The organism is Mycobacterium sp. DBP42, assembly GCF_005924235.1.
Classification (GTDB): Bacteria; Actinomycetota; Actinomycetes; order Mycobacteriales; family Mycobacteriaceae; genus Mycobacterium; species Mycobacterium syngnathidarum.
The window spans coordinates 194,051-211,823 of the sequence record NZ_VCMY01000004.1 but is presented as its reverse complement, the minus strand read 5'-3'; the positions used below and the strand labels follow the sequence as shown (position 1 = coordinate 211,823).

Annotated in this window: 16 protein-coding genes; 7 read left to right on the top strand and 9 right to left on the bottom strand. The window is 65.0% G+C overall.

What is annotated here, in order from left to right:
- Nucleotides 1-23 precede the first annotated feature (23 nt).
- From E0T84_RS06985 to E0T84_RS06975, 3 genes are read right to left on the bottom strand one after another with little or no spacing between them, the layout of a single operon-like run.
- Entirely contained in the window at nt 24-1,517 is a 1,494-nt protein-coding gene (locus E0T84_RS06985; RefSeq protein ID WP_011560580.1) for an NAD(P)/FAD-dependent oxidoreductase, read from the bottom strand.
- The gene (locus E0T84_RS06980; protein WP_005086594.1) at nt 1,514-2,437 is read right to left on the bottom strand and encodes a hypothetical protein; all 924 of its coding nucleotides are present in this window, start codon (nt 2,435-2,437) and stop codon (nt 1,514-1,516) included. Before E0T84_RS06980 ends, E0T84_RS06985 begins: the two co-directional genes overlap by 4 nt.
- Before the next feature lie 13 nt (nt 2,438-2,450).
- Nucleotides 2,451-3,305, bottom strand: coding sequence for an SDR family NAD(P)-dependent oxidoreductase (locus tag E0T84_RS06975; RefSeq protein WP_011560581.1), 855 nt, complete (start codon nt 3,303-3,305; stop codon nt 2,451-2,453).
- A gap of 197 nt (nt 3,306-3,502) precedes the next feature.
- On the opposite strand from E0T84_RS06975, the gene E0T84_RS06970 reads away from it, so the two are divergent.
- Nucleotides 3,503-4,066, top strand: a complete 564-nt coding sequence (locus E0T84_RS06970; RefSeq protein WP_005131302.1) for a TetR/AcrR family transcriptional regulator — start codon at nt 3,503-3,505, stop codon at nt 4,064-4,066.
- 181 nt (nt 4,067-4,247) lie between these two features.
- Here E0T84_RS06970 and E0T84_RS06965 read toward each other — a convergent pair whose 3' ends face one another.
- Nucleotides 4,248-5,117 carry a metal-dependent hydrolase gene (locus E0T84_RS06965; RefSeq protein ID WP_011560583.1) on the bottom strand — a complete coding sequence of 290 codons (870 nt, stop codon included), beginning with the start codon at nt 5,115-5,117 and terminating at the stop codon, nt 4,248-4,250.
- A gap of 69 nt (nt 5,118-5,186) precedes the next feature.
- Between E0T84_RS06965 and E0T84_RS06960 the strand changes: the two genes are divergently transcribed.
- The 6 genes from E0T84_RS06960 to E0T84_RS06935 all read left to right on the top strand — a co-directional run bounded on the left by E0T84_RS06960 (nt 5,187) and on the right by E0T84_RS06935 (nt 13,447).
- Nucleotides 5,187-5,861 (top strand): TetR/AcrR family transcriptional regulator, encoded by a 675-nt coding sequence (locus tag E0T84_RS06960; protein WP_011560584.1) that lies wholly within the window; start codon nt 5,187-5,189, stop codon nt 5,859-5,861.
- 343 nt (nt 5,862-6,204) lie between these two features.
- Complete coding sequence (locus E0T84_RS06955; protein ID WP_011560585.1) at nt 6,205-7,806, top strand: acyl-CoA carboxylase subunit beta; 1,602 nt, start codon at nt 6,205-6,207, stop codon at nt 7,804-7,806.
- Between the two features lie 5 nt (nt 7,807-7,811).
- Nucleotides 7,812-9,845 carry a biotin carboxylase N-terminal domain-containing protein gene (locus E0T84_RS06950; RefSeq protein WP_005116476.1) on the top strand — a complete coding sequence of 678 codons (2,034 nt, stop codon included), beginning with the start codon at nt 7,812-7,814 and terminating at the stop codon, nt 9,843-9,845.
- A 54-nt stretch (nt 9,846-9,899) separates the two neighbouring features.
- Complete coding sequence (locus tag E0T84_RS06945) at nt 9,900-11,054, top strand: acyl-CoA dehydrogenase family protein (protein ID WP_011560586.1); 1,155 nt, start codon at nt 9,900-9,902, stop codon at nt 11,052-11,054.
- Between the two features lie 26 nt (nt 11,055-11,080).
- A complete protein-coding gene (locus E0T84_RS06940; protein ID WP_011560587.1) occupies nt 11,081-12,634 on the top strand; it encodes a long-chain fatty acid--CoA ligase in 1,554 nt (517 codons plus the stop codon).
- 219 nt (nt 12,635-12,853) lie between these two features.
- The gene (locus E0T84_RS06935; RefSeq protein ID WP_011560588.1) at nt 12,854-13,447 is read left to right on the top strand and encodes a TetR/AcrR family transcriptional regulator; all 594 of its coding nucleotides are present in this window, start codon (nt 12,854-12,856) and stop codon (nt 13,445-13,447) included.
- Here the strand turns inward: E0T84_RS06935 and E0T84_RS06930 are convergent.
- From E0T84_RS06930 to E0T84_RS06910, 5 genes are read right to left on the bottom strand one after another with little or no spacing between them, the layout of a single operon-like run.
- Complete coding sequence (locus E0T84_RS06930; protein WP_011560589.1) at nt 13,444-15,168, bottom strand: acyclic terpene utilization AtuA family protein; 1,725 nt, start codon at nt 15,166-15,168, stop codon at nt 13,444-13,446. The genes E0T84_RS06935 and E0T84_RS06930 overlap by 4 nt on opposite strands.
- Nucleotides 15,165-15,977, bottom strand: a complete 813-nt coding sequence (locus E0T84_RS06925; protein ID WP_011560590.1) for a TIGR03084 family metal-binding protein — start codon at nt 15,975-15,977, stop codon at nt 15,165-15,167. The genes E0T84_RS06930 and E0T84_RS06925 overlap by 4 nt, the downstream gene beginning before the upstream one ends.
- Nucleotide 15,978: 1 nt before the next feature.
- On the bottom strand, nt 15,979-16,746 hold the full coding sequence (locus E0T84_RS06920) for an enoyl-CoA hydratase/isomerase family protein (protein WP_011560591.1): 768 nt from the start codon (nt 16,744-16,746) through the stop codon (nt 15,979-15,981).
- A gap of 43 nt (nt 16,747-16,789) precedes the next feature.
- Nucleotides 16,790-17,260 carry a MaoC/PaaZ C-terminal domain-containing protein gene (locus E0T84_RS06915; protein ID WP_011560592.1) on the bottom strand — a complete coding sequence of 157 codons (471 nt, stop codon included), beginning with the start codon at nt 17,258-17,260 and terminating at the stop codon, nt 16,790-16,792.
- Nucleotides 17,257-17,748, bottom strand: coding sequence for a MaoC family dehydratase N-terminal domain-containing protein (locus E0T84_RS06910; RefSeq protein ID WP_017205330.1), 492 nt, complete (start codon nt 17,746-17,748; stop codon nt 17,257-17,259). The genes E0T84_RS06915 and E0T84_RS06910 overlap by 4 nt, the downstream gene beginning before the upstream one ends.
- Between the last annotated feature and the right edge of the window lie 25 nt (nt 17,749-17,773).

Sequence of the window (17,773 nt, the reverse complement as noted above, 5' to 3'; positions counted from 1 at the left end):
CGGTCAGCCTTGCAAACTTGTATTCAGAGTGATTGCGTCAGCTCGACGTGTGTATCGTCGCGCCGGGTTATCACGTAATCATGAGGATCCAAGCGGGATAGTTCTCTCATAAACTGGGTCGCGAAACCTGGGTACATCGTGCCGTTGTAGCCGTCCTCGGTCAAATACCAACTGCTGCACCCCGAATTCCAAGTCGTTCGTCGAAGGCGGCGCTGAATTTCGGAGTGATAGCGGTCCTGACGATCCTCCCTCACATCCAAAGTGCCGATGTCATTTTGCTGAAGGAGCTTGATCGCCTTGACTATATAGTCAATTGCAGCCTCCATATATACGAGCGCCGAGTTGTGGCCTGGCCCGGAATTCGGTCCGAAAGTGAAGAATAAGTTCGGATACCCGGCCACGCTCACGCTCTTGAAGGCAAATGTCCCCTGAGACCATTCATCGCCGAGCTTCCGACCGCCGAGGCCGCTAATCGGGAACGGGGTGCCACGTTTGGCCACATCGAAGCCAGTGGCAAATACGATACAGTCCACTTCGTGCTCGACACCGTCGGCGGTCCGAACACCGTTGGGTGACAATGTGGCGATCGGCCAGCTGATCAGCTTGCAGTTATCCGCCTGTAGCGCAGGGTAATAATCACTGGTCATGAGCATGCGCTTGCATCCAGGCCTGAAATGGGGCGTCAACTGACGTCTCAACCAGGAGTCTTTCACCTGCCGACGGAGATGAGCCTTGGCCGCCAGCTGTATCGCGGACGTCGCGGCGGTGTTCCAGACCATACCCACTGCCATCACTTCGTGGGCCCAAAACCACGCGTCGCGGAGCGCTTGTTCGCTCACCGGCAGGTGTGTGAAGGTCGAACGCGCCCAGGCCGGATGCCTGAAGTTCACCCTGGGCAACACCCAGCCGGGCGTTCTCTGGAAGACTTTGACCGAGGCAGCCGACTTTACGAGCTCGGGAATGATCTGAACCGCGCTCGCGCCTGTCCCGATGACTGCAACCCTCTTACCGCCGAGATCGTAGCCATGGTCCCATCGAGCGCTGTGGATCTTTTTTCCACCGTACGAGTCAATACCCCGAATATCGGGAAAGCTGGCGTTGGCAAGTGGTCCACTGGCCATCACAACTGACCGGGTGTGATACCGCTTTCCATCTGCCGTGTCGGCCATCCAGATGCCGGCACTCTCATCGAATTCCAAGGCAGTCACGTCGGTATCAAACTGGATGAACCGGGCAAGATCGTACTTGTCGACCATATCGTCGATATATTCGAGGATCTCAGCGCTCCCCGAGTAGGTACGAGTCCAGCCCGGATTCGGCTCGAACGAGTAGGAGTAGAGAAGCGAGGGAATATCGCAGGCCGCACCGGGATAAGTATTGTCTCGCCAGGTGCCTCCGACGCGATCTGACCGTTCCAGGATGACGAAGTCATCCGTGCCCTCTTGAAGCAGTCTGATCGCCGCACCGATACCTGCGAACCCGGCGCCGACGATCAACGTCGTCGTGGTGCCTGTCATTTGGCAACCGGTTCGTAGGTCAGTTCGTCCGTCCAGGATGGCGGCCGACCGAAAATCTGAACAGGGAAAACATCGATCGCATTGCCAAGGCGCTGAGACACGAAGTGCAGAGGCTGGGACCGCTTGATGGACGACGACATGTGCGCCTTCAAGATGTGATAGCCGGGCACCCTCCGCGTATGCTCACTGCGATCGCCGACATTGGCATACCGCGTCACTGCGTTGTATAACTTCTCCTCGGACAGACCCATAGCGTTGAGATTCATCAACATGCGCGTCAGGAGCGGGATATACAGCAACGCGCCGGTGAGAATGCGCGGGTCGACAAGAGCACCCGCAGTTTGAATGGCGTGGATTCGCATCGGGCTGGCGCCCAGGTCATTCAAGACCTGGAAGCCAACCGCGAGATGCCTTGATTCGTCGCTGTTGACCTTGTTGAACACCTCCCCGCACACAGGGTCGTCAACCTCATCGAGGAGAAACTTCAGCAGCGCTCCATCGAGCGCAGTCTCCAGTGCCGGAATCGCGGCCCCGATGACGGTCAGGGGCAGGGCTTCCGCATAACGGTCCAGCCATTCGATGACCAGCCGAATATTCTTGTTCGGGACCGGTTTCTCGCCTTCCTCGAGCATGCCCCAGCGACGCATCAAGGCAAGTTCGGCATTGGCGTGACGCTGCTCCTCGGCGTGAAAGTAACGGTAAATGTCTCCGAGCGCTTCGAATGGCGCCTTTGGAGCCATCGCGGCGAAGGCACGTGCTCCAACATGCTCAATCCACACCACGTCGGACATGAATTGCTTGAGTTTGGGACGCTGTTCATCGGTGATCAGTTCCGCGCCAGGGGCGTTCCAATCGATATCGGCAAGAGCCCATTGCTTGTTTTTGATTGTCTCGAGCATGTCACTGTATGCGAAAGCCATTTTCCCTGCTCCTCTACTCGGCTGAATCGTTCCATGAGGCCATGCGCTCCACGAGGCCCAGCGTGCGAGTAAAGGGGCCGGGTAGGGCTCTCTTGAGTTGCCACAAGACTTTGGCATCGAGTTGGGGTACTACATAAATTTGTCCGCGATCGTGCGCGTTCAACGTCGTTCGAGCAACGTGCTGTGGCGAAATGCCGGTCCATTTCATCAGGTTGGCCGCGAGTCTTGCAGCCGCCTCGTCGATTTGAGGATTGTTGACGATGTTCGTCTTCACGAAGGTGGGGCAAAGCACTGTGACGTTGATGTCAGTACCGCTCAGTTCGGCCGCCAATGTCTCCGACAGAGCGAGCACCCCGGCCTTGCTCACGTTGTAAGCCGCCATCCGAGGGGCCGAGCCAAAGCTCGCTGCCGACGCCACATTGATGACTCCGCCATGCCCATTGCTGCGGAGCCGAGGCACAAAAGTCTCGCAGCCGTAGATAACGCCCCAGAGGTTGACAGAAATCGCCGCGTTCCAGTCCTCGATCGACGTCGCGCCGATGCGGTTGCCGCCCGCACCGATTCCGGCGTTGTTGATGACGAGGCTCGCAGCCTTCTCGAACCAGTCTTCGCTCACATCAGCGAGGTTGCGGACCTGCTCAAGATCGGTGACATCGCATTCGATGTCGAAGCCCTCGCCGCCAGCCTGCCTCACCAACTCTGCCGACTCTTTTGCAGTGACGGGATCTTTGTCGGCGCACACCACGCGTCCACCTCGGCGCGCAAGCTCCACGGCGAATGCGCGGCCGATACCGCTTCCTGCGCCCGTGACGACTGCATCGGCGCGGTGCGTTCTGCCTGGTGCGCCGCCGAAGGGCAGCAATCTCATCCGTCTGCCTTTCGGGTCGCGACATGGACGTCTGCTGTGGGGAAACTCTCATCTGGGGGCACCAGCCACCATTGGTGTCGCATGCCACCAGTTTGGTGGTGGAACGAGCACCTTGTCAAGATGGAGAGGTGCGGTCGAGAAACAAGCGCTGGGGTGGTCGGACCGGGGCCGAGCGTCGTGCCGAGCGACGGCAGCAATTGATCGAGGCCGCAACCGAGATTTGGAGTGAGAGCGGTTGGGCCGCGGTCACTATGCGCGGCGTATGCGCCCGCACAGGGCTGAACGATCGATACTTCTACGAGGGCTTCAAGACGCGCGATGAGCTGCTCGTTGCTGCGTGGGATGGCGTCCGCAATGACATGCTCGGCGAGGTCGCCGCGCTCTTCAACGAGCGTGCGAATCGGCCGCCGATCGAAACCATCACCGCGGCGATCACCATCGTGGTCGACCGGATCGCACGCGATCCCGGCCGGGCACGCATCCTCCTCGCTCAGCATGTCGGTAGCTCACCGCTACAAGACCGCCGCGCCGTGGCGCTACAGGAAGCAACGCAGTTGGTCGTTGAGGCAAGCCGGCCACACCTCCGACAAGATGCCGACGAGATAGCCCTTCGCATGGACACCCTGATCGCTGTCGGGGGATTCGTCGAAGTCATCACCGCCTGGCACTCCGGTTTGCTTGCGGTGACCGAGAAAGAAGTGGTCGCGCACACCAGCAGACTTGCTGAAACCCTGGCTCAACGCTATGTCATCAGCGACTGATCGAGGCTCACAACAGGCCAGCCAGCCCCGTGGCGATCGCTGCGAACCGCATTTGCGGGTCCGACCGCCACCTTCACCGGCCACCGAGCACCGAATCCGTGAGTCACCGACGCGTCGCACCCTGTTCGGAAGGAGCGACGCAGGAACGGTGCTCCTGCGTCGCCGCACTTCCGCATCTTTGCTATCCCGACGAAGCGATAACTCGCTGTGAACCGTCTTGGTCGAACAGTTCTTTGCTCCAATGCTCCAGGACCGCGGCGCTGTCCCAATCATCAGGATGGAAACCCGGGCGATTGTAGGAACGGAAACGCCGCAGCGCATCGGCGGTGAACATCGGGGTGCGACTAAAGCGGTACAGACTGCGCACCAGGGTGACCGGGTTATATGAGGCTCTATCAGCGGCCATAGACAAGGCAGTCTGCAGAATGAGCTCGCCGAACAGAATTACTGAAGCGATCCGCATGCCCCGTACACGGGTGCGCTCGGTTGCTCCCACCAGCCGATAGACATCAAAGGCAACCGCTTTGTGCTCCGACTCCTCGAAGGCATGCCACAGCAGAATCGGTCGAACCTCTGTCTGGCCGATGAGCTTCTGGGCGTCTTCGCTGGTAAGAATGATTTCTGCCAGCGTAGCGGTGTAGTGCTCCAACGCGGAGGTCATGGACAGCCGCATTTCCGGCGAAAAGCGCCGTTCCAATCGCTTGATCAAGCGTCCGACATGACGGTCGATTCGCGCGGTCGGATAACCCATGACCTGGAGTCGCTCGTTTAGGAGACGATGCTGGTGTCGATGTGTGGCCTCTTGTCCGATGAAACCCTTGACCGCTGTCTCTAGTTGGGGATCGTCGATGGAACTCTGGAAGTTCCTGACCGAGCGGATGAAGAAATCCTCGCCTTCCGGGAACGTCGCAGAAAGCACCGAGATGAAATGGCTCATCACCAGGTCGCCATCGACAAAATGTTGCCGCTTCGTGGAGGTCGGCATCGGAAACCGAACGCGCCTGGGTTTTGGCAGCACCCGGGTCGGGGTCGGGGCTTGATCGTCCGACATTTGAGGTCCTTCCTCGAAGTTTGGATCTGACTTTATGCCTTGTCAGATAAGACTGCCAGACTGTAGGACATGAGTCCAGCACGTGTCTATGGCGGGCTGTCCGCAACTCAACGCGATGCACAGCGTCGCGTGATGTTGATTGATGCCGCGGTCTCAATCATGGGCACCCACGGAGCTACCGCGTGCACCGTGACCGCCGTGTGTGCGAAATCAGGAGTGACGAGCCGGTACTTCTACCAACAGTTTCGCGATCGAGACGCGCTCTTGCGTGCGGTATTTGCCAAGATCTCCACTACCTTCCAAGCGGTGATAACCAGCGCCATTCCGGACGACACGGTTGCTCCTCAAGAACTGGCTTACGCTCCGATCAAGGCCCTGGTTCAGGTGATCGAGAACGATCCCCGCATGGCCCGCATACTGTTTGTCGAGTCGGGCGCAGAACCCCTCCTTCGGCAGCTGCGAAGCGATCTGATGACCGATTTTGCGGAGCTGGTGCTCAGAGAGGCCCGCTTGCACCTCGATATACCCAGCGATGTGCTCCAAGTCGCAGATCTCGCCGCTACCTACGGTGTCGGGGGCCTGTTCGAGATACTCCGTCGCTGGATAGATGGACAACTGAACCTCTCGACTGAAATGCTCATCGAGCACTGTGCGGGTTTTCTCGGCATTCTCGGCCTGTATACCCTCGGACAGGCGCCTGATCAGGCCGCTCCGCCGCTGGCCAAAGCCGAGGAGACCCGATAGATTCTGGCCGACCGGCGTTATGCACTACTCGGTTGGCTGAAGGGCATGGCGCGACACTGACAATCGCTGCGGGTGTTCACCCGAGATCGCGAACCGTAGACTCCACGCGCGCCGGACGAGGAACTCGATACGACCTCGCACGGGCCCTGTGTGCCGTCCCTCCCCAGTCAATTCCTTCGATCGCTCGATCTGCAGCGAACGCACCGCTTCGATCCTCGCCATTCGACGGAACCACGGCGCGGAACAAATCCGACGCCCGCCTGCGCCGTTGTCACCTGATGTTAATTGCGGCTAACATCAGCGCCTAGTAGATCGACGTCGATGCTCGCCCGGAAGGAAAACTTTGGTACAGGTCCTGCCCGATCGGGTCGACGACACCGCGCCCGGCTATCTCAAGAACCGCGAAGGACTGAGCGCGCAACTCGACACCATCGCGGAGCAACTGGCGCTGGTCAACGGCGGCGGCGGCGCGAAATACGTTGCGCGCCACCGTAAGCGGGGCAAGCTGCTTGTCCGCGAGCGCATCGAGCTGATGCTCGACCCCGACACGGCGTTCCTCGAACTATGCCCCTTCGCCGCCTGGGGCAGTAAGTTCCCCGTCGGCGGTAGCGTGGTGGTAGGCATCGGCGTGGTCGAGGGCATCGAGTCGATGATCATCGCCCACGACCCCACCGTCCGCGGCGGCGCATCGAACCCTTATACCTTCCGCAAGGTGTTCCGCGGCATGGCCATCGCGCGGGAGAACCGACTGCCCATCATCAACATCGTCGAATCTGGCGGCGCCGACCTGCCCACACAGGCAGAGATCTTCGTGCCCGGCGGACAGCTGTTCCACGACTTGACCCAGCACAGCGCAGCGGGGCTGCCGACACTGGCCCTGGTCTTCGGCAACTCGACCGCGGGAGGTGCGTACGTCCCGGGCATGTGCGACTACGTCGTGATGGTGCGCAACCGTTCCAAGGTGTTCCTCGGCGGTCCGCCGCTGGTCAAGATGGCCACGGGCGAGGTCTCCGATGACGAGTCGCTCGGCGGCGCCGACATGCACGCCCGCACCTCGGGGCTGGCCGATTACATGGCCGAGGACGAGCAGGATGCGATCCGCATCGGCCGTCGCATCATGGCGCGGCTCAACTGGCGGAAGAACGGCCCCGGACCCACCACGCCGCCGCACCCACCGGTGCACGACCCCGATCAGCTGCTCGGCATCGCGTCGGTCGATCCGAAGGTGCCCTTCGACCCCCGCGACGTCATCGCCCGAGTGGTCGACGGCTCGGCCTTCGACGAGTTCAAACCTCTCTACGGCACGTCACTCGTCACCGGCTGGGCCTCGATCCACGGCTTCCCGGTCGGCATCCTCGCAAACGCACGGGGCATCCTGTTCAGTGAGGAGGCCGAGAAAGGTTCGCAGTTCATCCAACTGGCAAATCAGATCGACACCCCCCTCATCTTCCTGCAGAACACCACCGGTTTCATGGTCGGTGCCGAGTACGAACAGGGCGGCATCATCAAGGACGGCGCCAAGATGATCAACGCCGTATCAAACAGCACGGTCCCCCACGTGACCATCACCATGGGTGCGTCCTACGGTGCCGGGAACTACGGCATGTGCGGGCGATCGTACTCACCGCGTTTCCTATTCGCTTGGCCTAACTCGAAGTCGGCCGTGATGGGTCCGGCGCAACTGGCCGGAGTGCTGTCCATCGTGGCGCGCGAGTCCGCCGCCGACCGCGGGCTGCCCTTCGACGAGCAGGCCGACGCCCAGATGCGCGCCGCCGTCGAGGAACAGATCGAGCGCGAATCCGTCGCACTGGCCAACAGCGGCCGACTTTACGACGACGGGATCATCGATCCCCGCGATACGCGGACCGTTCTCGGGTTCTGCCTGTCGGTGATCCACAACGGCGAGGTCCGTGGCCAGCGTGGCTACGGCGTGTTCCGGATGTGATGGCGATGCCCAAGATCCGCAAGGTCCTGGTCGCCAACCGTGGCGAGATCGCGCGGCGGGTGTTCCGCACTTGCCGCGATCTCGGGATCGCCACCGTCGCGGTCTATTCCGACGCCGACGCCGACGCGTGGCACGTCGCCGACGCCGACGAGGCCGTGCACCTTCCCGGCTCGTCTGCCGCCGAGACCTACCTCGACATCCACCGGATCATCGCCGCTGCCTCGCTCACCGGCGCGGACGCAGTACACCCCGGCTACGGCTTCCTTTCGGAAAACGCCGGGTTCGCGCGCGCCTGTGCCGCCGCCGACCTCGTCTTCATCGGTCCGCCGCCCGGGGCGATCGACGCGATGGGCTCGAAGCTGCAGGCCAAGAAGACGATGTCCGACGCGGGGGTGCCTGTGCTGCCCGGTGGCGACACGACGGGGCTATCGGCCGAGCAGCTGGCGAAGCTGGCCGCCGACGTCGGCTACCCCGTGCTGGTCAAGGCCAGCGCCGGCGGCGGTGGCCGAGGCATGCGCATTGTCGCGTCGCCGGACGAGCTCGACGAAGCGGTCACCTCCGCTTCGCGTGAGGCCGCCGCCGCGTTCGCCGACGGCACCGTCTTCCTCGAGCGTTACGTCCAGCGCCCACGCCACGTCGAGATCCAGATCATGGCCGACACGCACGGAAACGTCGTCTCTCTGTTCGAGCGCGAGTGCTCCGTGCAGCGTCGACACCAGAAGGTGATCGAGGAGGCGCCGTCACCGGTCGTCGACGACGCGTTGCGCGCTCGGATGAGCGAGGCCGCCATCGCCGCCGCGCGCGCCGTCGGCTACGTAGGCGCCGGGACGGTCGAGTTCGTCTACGACGCCGCTCAGGATGGCAAAGCCGACTCCTTCGCCTTCCTAGAGATGAACACCCGGCTGCAGGTCGAGCACCCGGTTACCGAGCTGATCACCGGCCTCGACCTGGTGCGTGCCCAGCTGCTCGTAGCCATGGGCCGCCCGCTGCCTGAGGAGATGCACAACCCGCGAATTCGCGGTCACGCGGTCGAGGCCCGGCTGTGCGCCGAGGATCCGGCCGATGACTACCGGCCCTGTACCGGCACCCTGCGCACCTTGGATGTCCCGGCGCTTGCCGGCGTGCGGGTTGACTCGGGTTTTCGTGCCGGTTCGGTCATCAGTCATTACTACGATTCGCTGCTGGCCAAGGTCATCGCGTGGGCACCAACGCGCGACGAGGCACTTGCCAGCCTCTCGGCGGCGCTGGCCGGCGCCCGTATTCACGGCGTGACCACCAATCGCAACCTGCTTGTTCGCGTCCTGCGCCATGACGAGTTCGCCGGGCGGGGCACCGACACTGGGTTCCTTGACCGACACGACGTCGCCCAACTCGGCGCTGCCCTCCCAGACACGCAGTCCGAGCGCCTGCACGCCGTCGCGGCGACCGTGGCCGGGGTGGCCGCGCGGCGTGCCGTCGCAACTCTGCAGGCCACGTTGCCCGCCGGCTGGCGCAACAACCCTTCGCAGCCGCAGACCACAACCTGGCAGACCCAGGGCGGGCGCGAAGTGCGCGTCGGGTACACGTTAGGTTCGACAGGGACCTGCCTGCAGGTCGACGACGAGCCGTTGGCCGACGTCGAGGTTGTCGAGGGCAGTAGCGAGCGGGTGGTGCTGCGCGTCGACGGGGTGCGCCGCACTTATGATGTCGTCCTCGACGGCGATGTTGCCCACCTCGACTCGGTCGCCGGCTACTCCGCCCTGCGGCTGGCGCCACGCTTCGTCGACCCGAGCACTCTGAACCCGCCCGGGTCGCTCACCGCGCCGATGCCGGGCTCGGTGATCCGACTACCGGTCGCCGAGGGCGAGACGGTGTCAGCCGGTCAAACGCTCGTCGTCCTGGAGGCGATGAAGATGGAGCACACCGTCGCGAGCCCGATCGACGGGGTGCTGAGCGCCCTGCCGGTCCAGGTCGGCCATCAGGTCTCGAGCGGTGACGTCCTCGCCGTGGTCGAGGCGGTGGACGGCGGTGAAGTGGCGTCGGACGCCACGGAGCTCTAATGAAGCCGGCGCGCTCCCGATCGGTGGCGCGTCGATACCGATGTGAGGAGTGTCATGGAATTGCACGAGACAGAGGAACGTCAGGACCTGCGCAAGGCGGTCGCCGAGATCGCCAAGGACTTCGGACACGAGTACTACCTGGAAAAGTCGCTGGCCGGCGGGAAGAGCACCGAGCTGTGGCAGGCCGTGGGCAAACAGGGCTTCCTCGGGGTGAACCTTTCCGAGCAGTACGGCGGCGGCGGCGGCGGCATCTACGACATGCAGATCGTCGGTGAGGAGCTCGCCGCGGCGGGCTGCCCGCTGCTGATGACCGTCGTCTCGCCGACCATCTGCGGCACGATCATCCAGGCATTCGGCAGTGAGGAACTCAAGCAGCAGTGGCTGCCGGGCATCGCCAGCGGCGAGACGATCATGGCATTCGCGATCACCGAGCCGGACGCGGGCTCGAACTCGCACAACATCTCCACGACCGCGAAACGCGACGGCGACGACTGGGTCATCAACGGCACCAAGTACTACATTTCTGGTGTCGACGAAGCCGAAGCGATCCTGGTCGTCACCCGAACGTCTACCAACGACAGTGGTCGCGGACTACTCAGCTTGCTCGTCGTGCCCACCGATGTCCCCGGGCTCACCAAGTCACTCATCCCGGTGCAGGCGGTCACTCCAGAGAAGCAGTTCACTCTATTCTTCGATGACGTCCGCGTGCCGGCCGCCAACCTTATCGGCGCGGAGAACGAGGGCCTGCGCCAGGTCTTCATGGGCCTGAACCCGGAGCGAATCATGGGGGCGGCGCTCGGCAACGGCATCGGTCGCTACGCGCTGGATAAAGCCGCCGATTACGCCCGCAACCGCCACGTGTGGGGAACGCCGATCGGCTCGCACCAAGGCGTATCGCACCCGCTCGCCCACGCCAAGATCCAGGTTGAGCTGGCCCGGTTGATGACTCAGCGTGCCGCCTCCCTGCACGACGCCGGCGATCCGGGGTCGGGTGAGGCGTCGAACATGGCGAAATATGCCGCAGCCGAGGCGGGCATCCTGGCGCTCGACCAGGCGATTCAAACCCACGGCGGCAACGGCATGGCCACCGAGTACGGCCTCGCCACGTTGTGGGGTCCGGCCCGGCTCATGCGCACCGCGCCGATCAGCCGCGAAATGATCCTCAACTTCGTGGCGCAGCACAGCCTGAAACTGCCCGCGTCCTACTGAGTCGCCGCGGAATGAAAGGGAATCGAATGCAACTCGGCATCGGTCAGTGGGTGAGCCGGCGCGCCTTCCTCAACGGCGGGCGCACCGCGTTGATCAGCAACGGCGCGCACATCACCTACGCCGACCTCGATCGGCGCACCAACCAGGTCGCCGCCGCACTCATCGCCCTCGGCGTGCGCAAGGGCGATCGGGTCGCGATGCTGCTGGTCAATTCGACCGAGTTCATCGAGGTGCTGCTGGGCTGCGCCAAAATCGGCGCACTTGCAGTTCCGCTCAACGTGCGCCTTGCCGGACCCGAGATCGGCTACATCCTGGCCGACTCAGGCGCCGATGTTCTGGTCTTCCACGAGCCGTTCGCCGCGCAGGCCAGGAGCGCCGTCACCGAGTCCGGAGTCCGCGTGCGCCATGTCGTGCGCGCCGGTGGGGTGCCGGCGCCGGGCGAGCTCGGCTACGAAGACGTCGTCTCGGGCGCCGCGCCCGAACCGCTCAACGGTGACGTCGACGGCCGCGACCCCGCGTTCATCATGTACACGTCGGGGACGACGGGCCGACCCAAGGGCGCGATCCTCACCCACGACAACCTGCTATGGAACGCGATCAACGTCCTCGGCACCGACATCGGCCTGCGGGGCGAGGACGTCACCGTCGCGGTGGCGCCGATGTTCCACATCGGCGGGCTGGGAGTACACACCCTGCCGCTGTTGTACGTCGGCGGCACCAGCGTGATCATGCCGTCCTTCGAGCCGCGAGCGACGTTACAGGCGATGGCCGACCACCACGTCACGGTCCAGTTCATGGTGCCGGCCATGTGGACCGCACTCACACAGGTGCCCGACTTCGACTCCTTCAACCTGTCTGCGCTGCGTTTCGCCATGGGCGGCGGGTCGCCCGTCCCCCTCACGGTCATCGACTTCATGCGCGAGCGAGGCGTGCCCTTCACCGAGGGCTTCGGCATGACCGAGACCGCTCCCTTGGTGACCGTCCTCGACGCCGAGAACGTCAGCACGCGGGCCGGGTCGATCGGCCGCGTCGCAATGCATGTCGACGCCCGCATCGTCGACGACGACGACCGCGACGTCGCGACCGACACCGTGGGCGAACTGATCGTGCGCGGCCCGAATGTGTTCACCGGCTACTGGATGAAGGCCGAGGCGAGCGCCGAGGCGTTACGCGGGGGCTGGTTCCACACGGGCGACCTCGGGCGCATGGACGCCGAGGGCTTCATCACCCTCGTCGACCGCAAGAAGGACATGATCATCTCCGGCGGCGAGAACGTCTACCCGATCGAGGTCGAGCAGGTTCTCTTCCGCCACCCGGCGGTGTTCGACGCCGCCGTGATCGGCGGTAAGGACGCGAAGTGGGGCGAACGCGTCGTCGCGGTCGTGGTCGCCGACCCGGCGACACAGGCGCCGAGCGCCGAGGAGATCGTAGCGTGGTGCCGGGAGCGGCTGGCACACTTCAAGTGTCCGCGTGACGTGCACTTCGTCGCCGAACTGCCGCGCAATGCCACCGGCAAGCTGCTCAAGACCGAGCTGCGCGCGCAGTTCACGGGCATCGAGGGCGGAGTCGTTTTGCGCTGAGTCGTGCCGCTGCACATCGCGGGTTCGAAGCAGGGCCCCTAAATCATGAACTGAGAAGAGGATGCGACAGCATCGGCGGGGGCTAGCGGTTTCGTTCACCTCCCTTGATTTGGTGCGGCGGGTGCCGACGCAGGCAACCCCAGCGCCGGTAGGATCCCAGCCCGGCCCAGCGGATCGGACGGCGAACAACGTAACCACAAATCGACAGGAGGCCTGAAAGTGGCCGGTTTGCGCCGCAAACTGCTCCTCGAGGCCGCCGCCGACCTGTTCGCGCGGCAAGGCTTTCACGCCGTGGGCATCGACGACATCGGTGCCGCAGCAGGGGTGAGCGGGCCGGCCGTCTACCGGCACTTTCAGAACAAGGACGCGATCCTGCGCGAGTTATGCGACGCCGCCATGACTGAGCTGCTGGCCGGCGCCCGGCGCGCCACCAACGCCGGCACACCGACGGAGGTCCTGCACGCCCTTGTCGACCTACACGCGGCCTTCGGCGCGCGACGACGCGGCCTGTTGGCCGTCTACGCCCGCGAGCACCGCTCGCTGTCGCCGCTGGCGACCCGTGCCCTGCGACGCCGACAGCACAGGTACGAGTCCTTCTGGGTCGACGCGCTCGTACGAGCACGGGGCGATCTGGACCGTGAGCGCGCACAGGGCCTGGTCGCCGCCGTGCTGTCATTGCTCAACGCGTCCGCGTACATGCCGGCGTCGCTGGACGACGCGACGATTGAGGCGATGCTGGCCGCCGCGGCCGTTGCGGCGCTGTTCAGCCGCGCGGTTACACAGCAGGTAGACGGCGCCCCGCACCGGATTTAGTGTGTGTCGAGCAGCGATTCGGGAACGTCCACCACTCGGGATCGCACGTACTCCCCGAGCCCCTTGGCCTGCGCGTCCGGCCGGGTCGAGGAGGCCACCCCGTCACCGAGCAAGCCGTGCACCACCACGTTGAGCGCGCGCAGGTTCGGCAGTTCGAAGCGCTCGATGCGCAGGTGCGCCGTCTCCGGCCCGAGCAGTGTGCGCAGCCGCTCGACGCTCAGGTACTCGCGCGCCCACGCGTAACCGGGGTCGTCGCGTGCCCACAGTCCGAGGTTGGCGTTGCCGCCCTTATCTCCGGACCGCGCACCGAGTACCGACCCGAGCGGCGCGAGCCGCGTCGGCCCGGATGGCGCCGGCAGCTTCGCGGGCGGGGCGATCCCAGCCGGCGGGACCGCACCGGTCGGCGGGTCAGGGATCACGTGCCGATTGCCGTCGGCGTCGACGAGCACGTGCGTGAGGGCCGAGCGCGGAACGTAGGCCGGCCGGTAGACGCCGAACGCGGTCTCCGAGGACGGTGGCGTGGTGGTGTGGAAGCCGGCGAAACCAGCCAGGGCGATCTCCATGACCCCGCCGGAGAAGGCTCGGCCCACCTTTCGCGGGTCGGCGTCCTTCACCGTCACACGCAGGTGCGCGCAGGCTTGCTCGTTCGTCGGCGCATCGGAGACGTCGAAACGCAACAGTCGCACGTCGACTTCGTCGAAGGCGTCGCGTCCGCCGAGAACGTCGAAGAGCTGCTGTTCGGCGAAGGCCGCCTTGGCCTCGATGTCGAGGCCGGTGAGCACCATGGTCATCGTGTTGCGGAAGCCGCCCACCTCGTTCAGCGCCACCTTCAACGTGTCCGGCGGCGGACTGCCTTTCGTACCGCTGATCGCGACACGGTGCTCACCCTGTTGAGCCAGGCGAATGGTGTCGAAGTGGGCGACGACGTCGGGGCCGAGGTAGGCAGGTTCAGCGATCTCGTAGAGCAGCTGGGCGGTGACCGTGCCGACTGAGACCAGTCCCCCGGTGCCGGGATGCTTCGTGATCACCGAAGAGCCGTCCTCGGCGACCTCGGCGATCGGAAACCCCGGGTAGCGGCGGTCGGTGATCTCGTCGAGGAACGCGTAGTTGCCGCCCGTCGCCTGAGGGCCGCACTCGATCACGTGCCCGGCGACGACCGCACCCGCGAGCCGATCCCAGTCGGCGCGTGCCCAGGCGTGCCACCAGGCCGCGGGACCGACCACGAGGGATGCGTCGGTGACCCGGCCGGTCACGACGACGTCGGCGCCCGAATGCAGCGCCTCGGTGATGCCCCAGGCGCCGAGGTAGGCGTTGGCCGACACCGGTTTGATGTCGCCGACGGGCGGCGTGATTGCGTGGAGGTCGCCACGTAGGTCGTCGCCCTCGACGTGCGCGACGCGCGCGGTGAGGCCGAGACGTGCGGACAGCTCGCGCAACGCGGCGGCCAAGCCGGCGGGATTCAGCCCGCCCGCGTTCGCGACGACCTTGATGCCACGATCGAGACAGGTGCCCAGCACCTGTTCCATTTGGGTGAGGAAAGTCCGCGCGTACCCGCCGGACGGGTCTTTGGCCTGGGCCTTGGCCAGGATGAGCATGGTCAGCTCGGCCAGATAGTCACCGCACAGGACGTCGATCGGTCCGCCCTCGACCATCTCGCGGGCTGCGGCGATGCGGTCGCCGTAAAAGCCGGAGCAGTTGCCGATGCGGACCGGGACGCTCACCGCTGACCCCCTGCGAACTGGCCCGCCACGCGCCCGCCGCCAGGGGGCCCCGCGAAGGCCTGGGCGATCGCGAGCCACTGGTCGGCCAGCGGTCCGTCGGCGACCAAAGCGGTGTCGTCGCGGTGGCGGCGTTGGGTCACCAACAGGCAAAAGTCCAGCGCCGGCCCGCTCACGCGGTTGGCGGCGTCGGCTGGCCCCCACGTCCAGACGCTGCCGTCCGGAGCGGTCAGCTCGACGCGTACCGGGTCCGCGGGGAGGTCCAGACCGTTGGCCAGGTAGCTGAAAGCGCGCGCACCCACCCCGATGTGGGCCACGTGCCGCAGCCGTGCCGTGGCCTCGCGGGTCGCGCCGAGCGCGTCGACGATGTCCTGGCCGTGCGCCCAGGTCTCCATGAGTCGCGCTGTCAGCGACGAGACCGCGCTCATCGTCGGCCCGAACCACGGCAGGCGGGTCGCCGGGGCAATGTCCGCGAACGCCGCAACGAGGGCTGCACGCGACGTGTCGAACCACGCGAGCAGGTCGGCAGCCGGCATTTGACGGTAGCGCTCAGCGATGACGTCGGGTGAGATGCTTCCGTCGGCCATCATCGGCAGGTAGTCGCTGCTGAAACCGTCGGGGTCGGTGGCCGAGCGCACCGCCACGTCGTCGAAGAACGCCAGATGGCTGATCTGGTCGCGGATCGCCCAGCCCACGGCCGGAGTCGGCGCGTCCCAGCCGCGCGGACCTTCGGGCAGCGGTGCGATGAGTTCGCGCAACGCGGCCGTTTCGGCTTCGATGTCGGCGATTACCGACTGCATGGTCACCGCCATGTCAGCGTCCCTTCCACTGTGGTGCGCGCTTCTCGCGGAACGCCGTCGGGCCTTCCTGCGCGTCGTCGCTCAGATAGACCGGCTCCCATATCTCGTCGGCCAGGTCGTAGGCGGCGGCGAGGTGGTGCTGTGCCGAGAGGTACACGGTGCGCTTGGACGCAAGCACCGATAGCGGTGCGTTCGCGGCGATGCTGAGCGCCAACTGCCGGGTACGCTCGCGCAACTGATCGGCCGGCACCACCTCATTGACTAAGCCGACCTGGTGGGCGCGCTCGGCGGTGATCGGGTCGCCGGTCAGCAGGATCTGCATGGCAACGCGTGGGGGCACCAGCCACGATAGCGGTGCCGCCCACGGCGACCCGCGGCCGACTTTGACCTCGCTGACGGCGAAGGTCGCGTGTTCGGCAGCCACGACCAGGTCGCACTGCTGCGCGAGCAGGAAGCCCCCGGCGAACGCGACACCGTTGACGGCCGCGATCGTCGGCTTCGCGACATCGATGTTGCGGCCGAACTGCGGAGCGAAGTCCTTCGGGGGCACCTTGAGCGCGTTCTGCGCCATCTCCTTCAAGTCCCCGCCGGCGCAGAACGCCTTATCGCCCACGCCGGTGAGGACGAGCACCTTCGCCGCGTCGTCGTCATTGAAGCGGCGTACCGCGTCGAAAAGCCCCGTGCGCACAGCGTTGTTCAGCGCGTTGCGCGCCTCGGGCCGGTTGATCGTCAGCCAGGCCACGCTGTCGACGACCTCGTAGCGAACCGGTTGCTCGGCCACCGAGCCTCCGTCCCTCACCGTCGCCTCGCATGTGAGTGGCAGCTCACCCCGGCACCTCGACAAACGGGTCGGCCAGCTCAACGGTGGCTTCACTCGGCACGCACGGACCATCTTCGCTCGAGACGAGCAACTCGAGGTCGACGAGGCGCCGTCCGCCATCGTCGCGTTTGGCCACGACCTTGCCGCTCAGGGTTGCGGTCTGGCCCGGATAGATCGACCGGATCATTGAGATTCTGCGGCGCCGGATGAGCGCGTCGGGTCCGGCCCATTCGTTGAGGCCGCGGTCGATGAAGCCATGGAAGAAGAGGGTTGACAGGTAGATCGTGCGCTGGCCCTGGCTGCGCGCGTAGTCGGGGTCGTGGTGACCGGGGAACCAGTCCCATGTCGAAGCCGCGTTCATGCAGATGCGCTTGTAGCTGATCTCGATCGAGACGGGCGTCAGGGTGTCGCCGACGGCGATGTCCTCGAACCGCACGGGGACGCGGACCATGCTGCGCTCGGTGGAGTCGTTCATGATGCGCCTTCACTATCGGCGGTGTCGTATCGGAAGAGCACGTTGGTGTTGCGGCCGATGACCTCACCGTGCTGGTCGGAGAAGGTGCTCACCGTGGTGATGAACACACCGGTGCCCACCCGCGTCGTCTTGGGCTCGGAGATCGAGGCGATCTCCTCCACGATCGACACGTGATCGCCTACCCGGGGCCGGCGTTCGAACTCCGTCGTCGTCGAGGCGTTGATGATGTGGTGGCCCGGCAACGGGACGCTGAGCGCGAACATCATGTCGGCACGCGCTAGGTACCCGGGCACCCACTGCGGCGCGAAGCCGAGGCTCATCAGCAGCCCGGGCGGGCAGTCCTCACCCTCCCAGTAACGGGGGTTCGCGTCCTCGACGAGCGAGCAGTAGTACAACACCATCGAGCGGTCGATCGGGAACCACGCATGCCGCGGTTCGGAGCGATGACCGACCCACGCCCGGCCTTCGTCGAAGGTCCCGAACGTCATCCCGAGGCCGGTGACGTCGCTCGTT

Excerpts from the sequence above, each read along its gene's own strand:
- E0T84_RS06915 (WP_011560592.1), bottom strand. The coding sequence starts at position 17,260 with ATGAACGACTCCACCGAGCGCAGCATGGTCCGCGTCCCCGTGCGGTTC.
- E0T84_RS06965 (WP_011560583.1), bottom strand. The coding sequence starts at position 5,117 with ATGTCGGACGATCAAGCCCCGACCCCGACCCGGGTGCTGCCAAAACCC.
- E0T84_RS06985 (WP_011560580.1), bottom strand. The coding sequence starts at position 1,517 with ATGACAGGCACCACGACGACGTTGATCGTCGGCGCCGGGTTCGCAGGT.
- E0T84_RS06975 (WP_011560581.1), bottom strand. The coding sequence starts at position 3,305 with ATGAGATTGCTGCCCTTCGGCGGCGCACCAGGCAGAACGCACCGCGCC.
- E0T84_RS06950 (WP_005116476.1), top strand. The coding sequence starts at position 7,812 with ATGCCCAAGATCCGCAAGGTCCTGGTCGCCAACCGTGGCGAGATCGCG.
- E0T84_RS06925 (WP_011560590.1), bottom strand. The coding sequence starts at position 15,977 with ATGGCGGTGACCATGCAGTCGGTAATCGCCGACATCGAAGCCGAAACG.
- E0T84_RS06980 (WP_005086594.1), bottom strand. The coding sequence starts at position 2,437 with ATGGCTTTCGCATACAGTGACATGCTCGAGACAATCAAAAACAAGCAA.
- E0T84_RS06940 (WP_011560587.1), top strand. The coding sequence starts at position 11,081 with ATGCAACTCGGCATCGGTCAGTGGGTGAGCCGGCGCGCCTTCCTCAAC.
- E0T84_RS06960 (WP_011560584.1), top strand. The coding sequence starts at position 5,187 with ATGAGTCCAGCACGTGTCTATGGCGGGCTGTCCGCAACTCAACGCGAT.
- E0T84_RS06910 (WP_017205330.1), bottom strand. The coding sequence starts at position 17,748 with ATGACGTTCGGGACCTTCGACGAAGGCCGGGCGTGGGTCGGTCATCGC.
- E0T84_RS06945 (WP_011560586.1), top strand. The coding sequence starts at position 9,900 with ATGGAATTGCACGAGACAGAGGAACGTCAGGACCTGCGCAAGGCGGTC.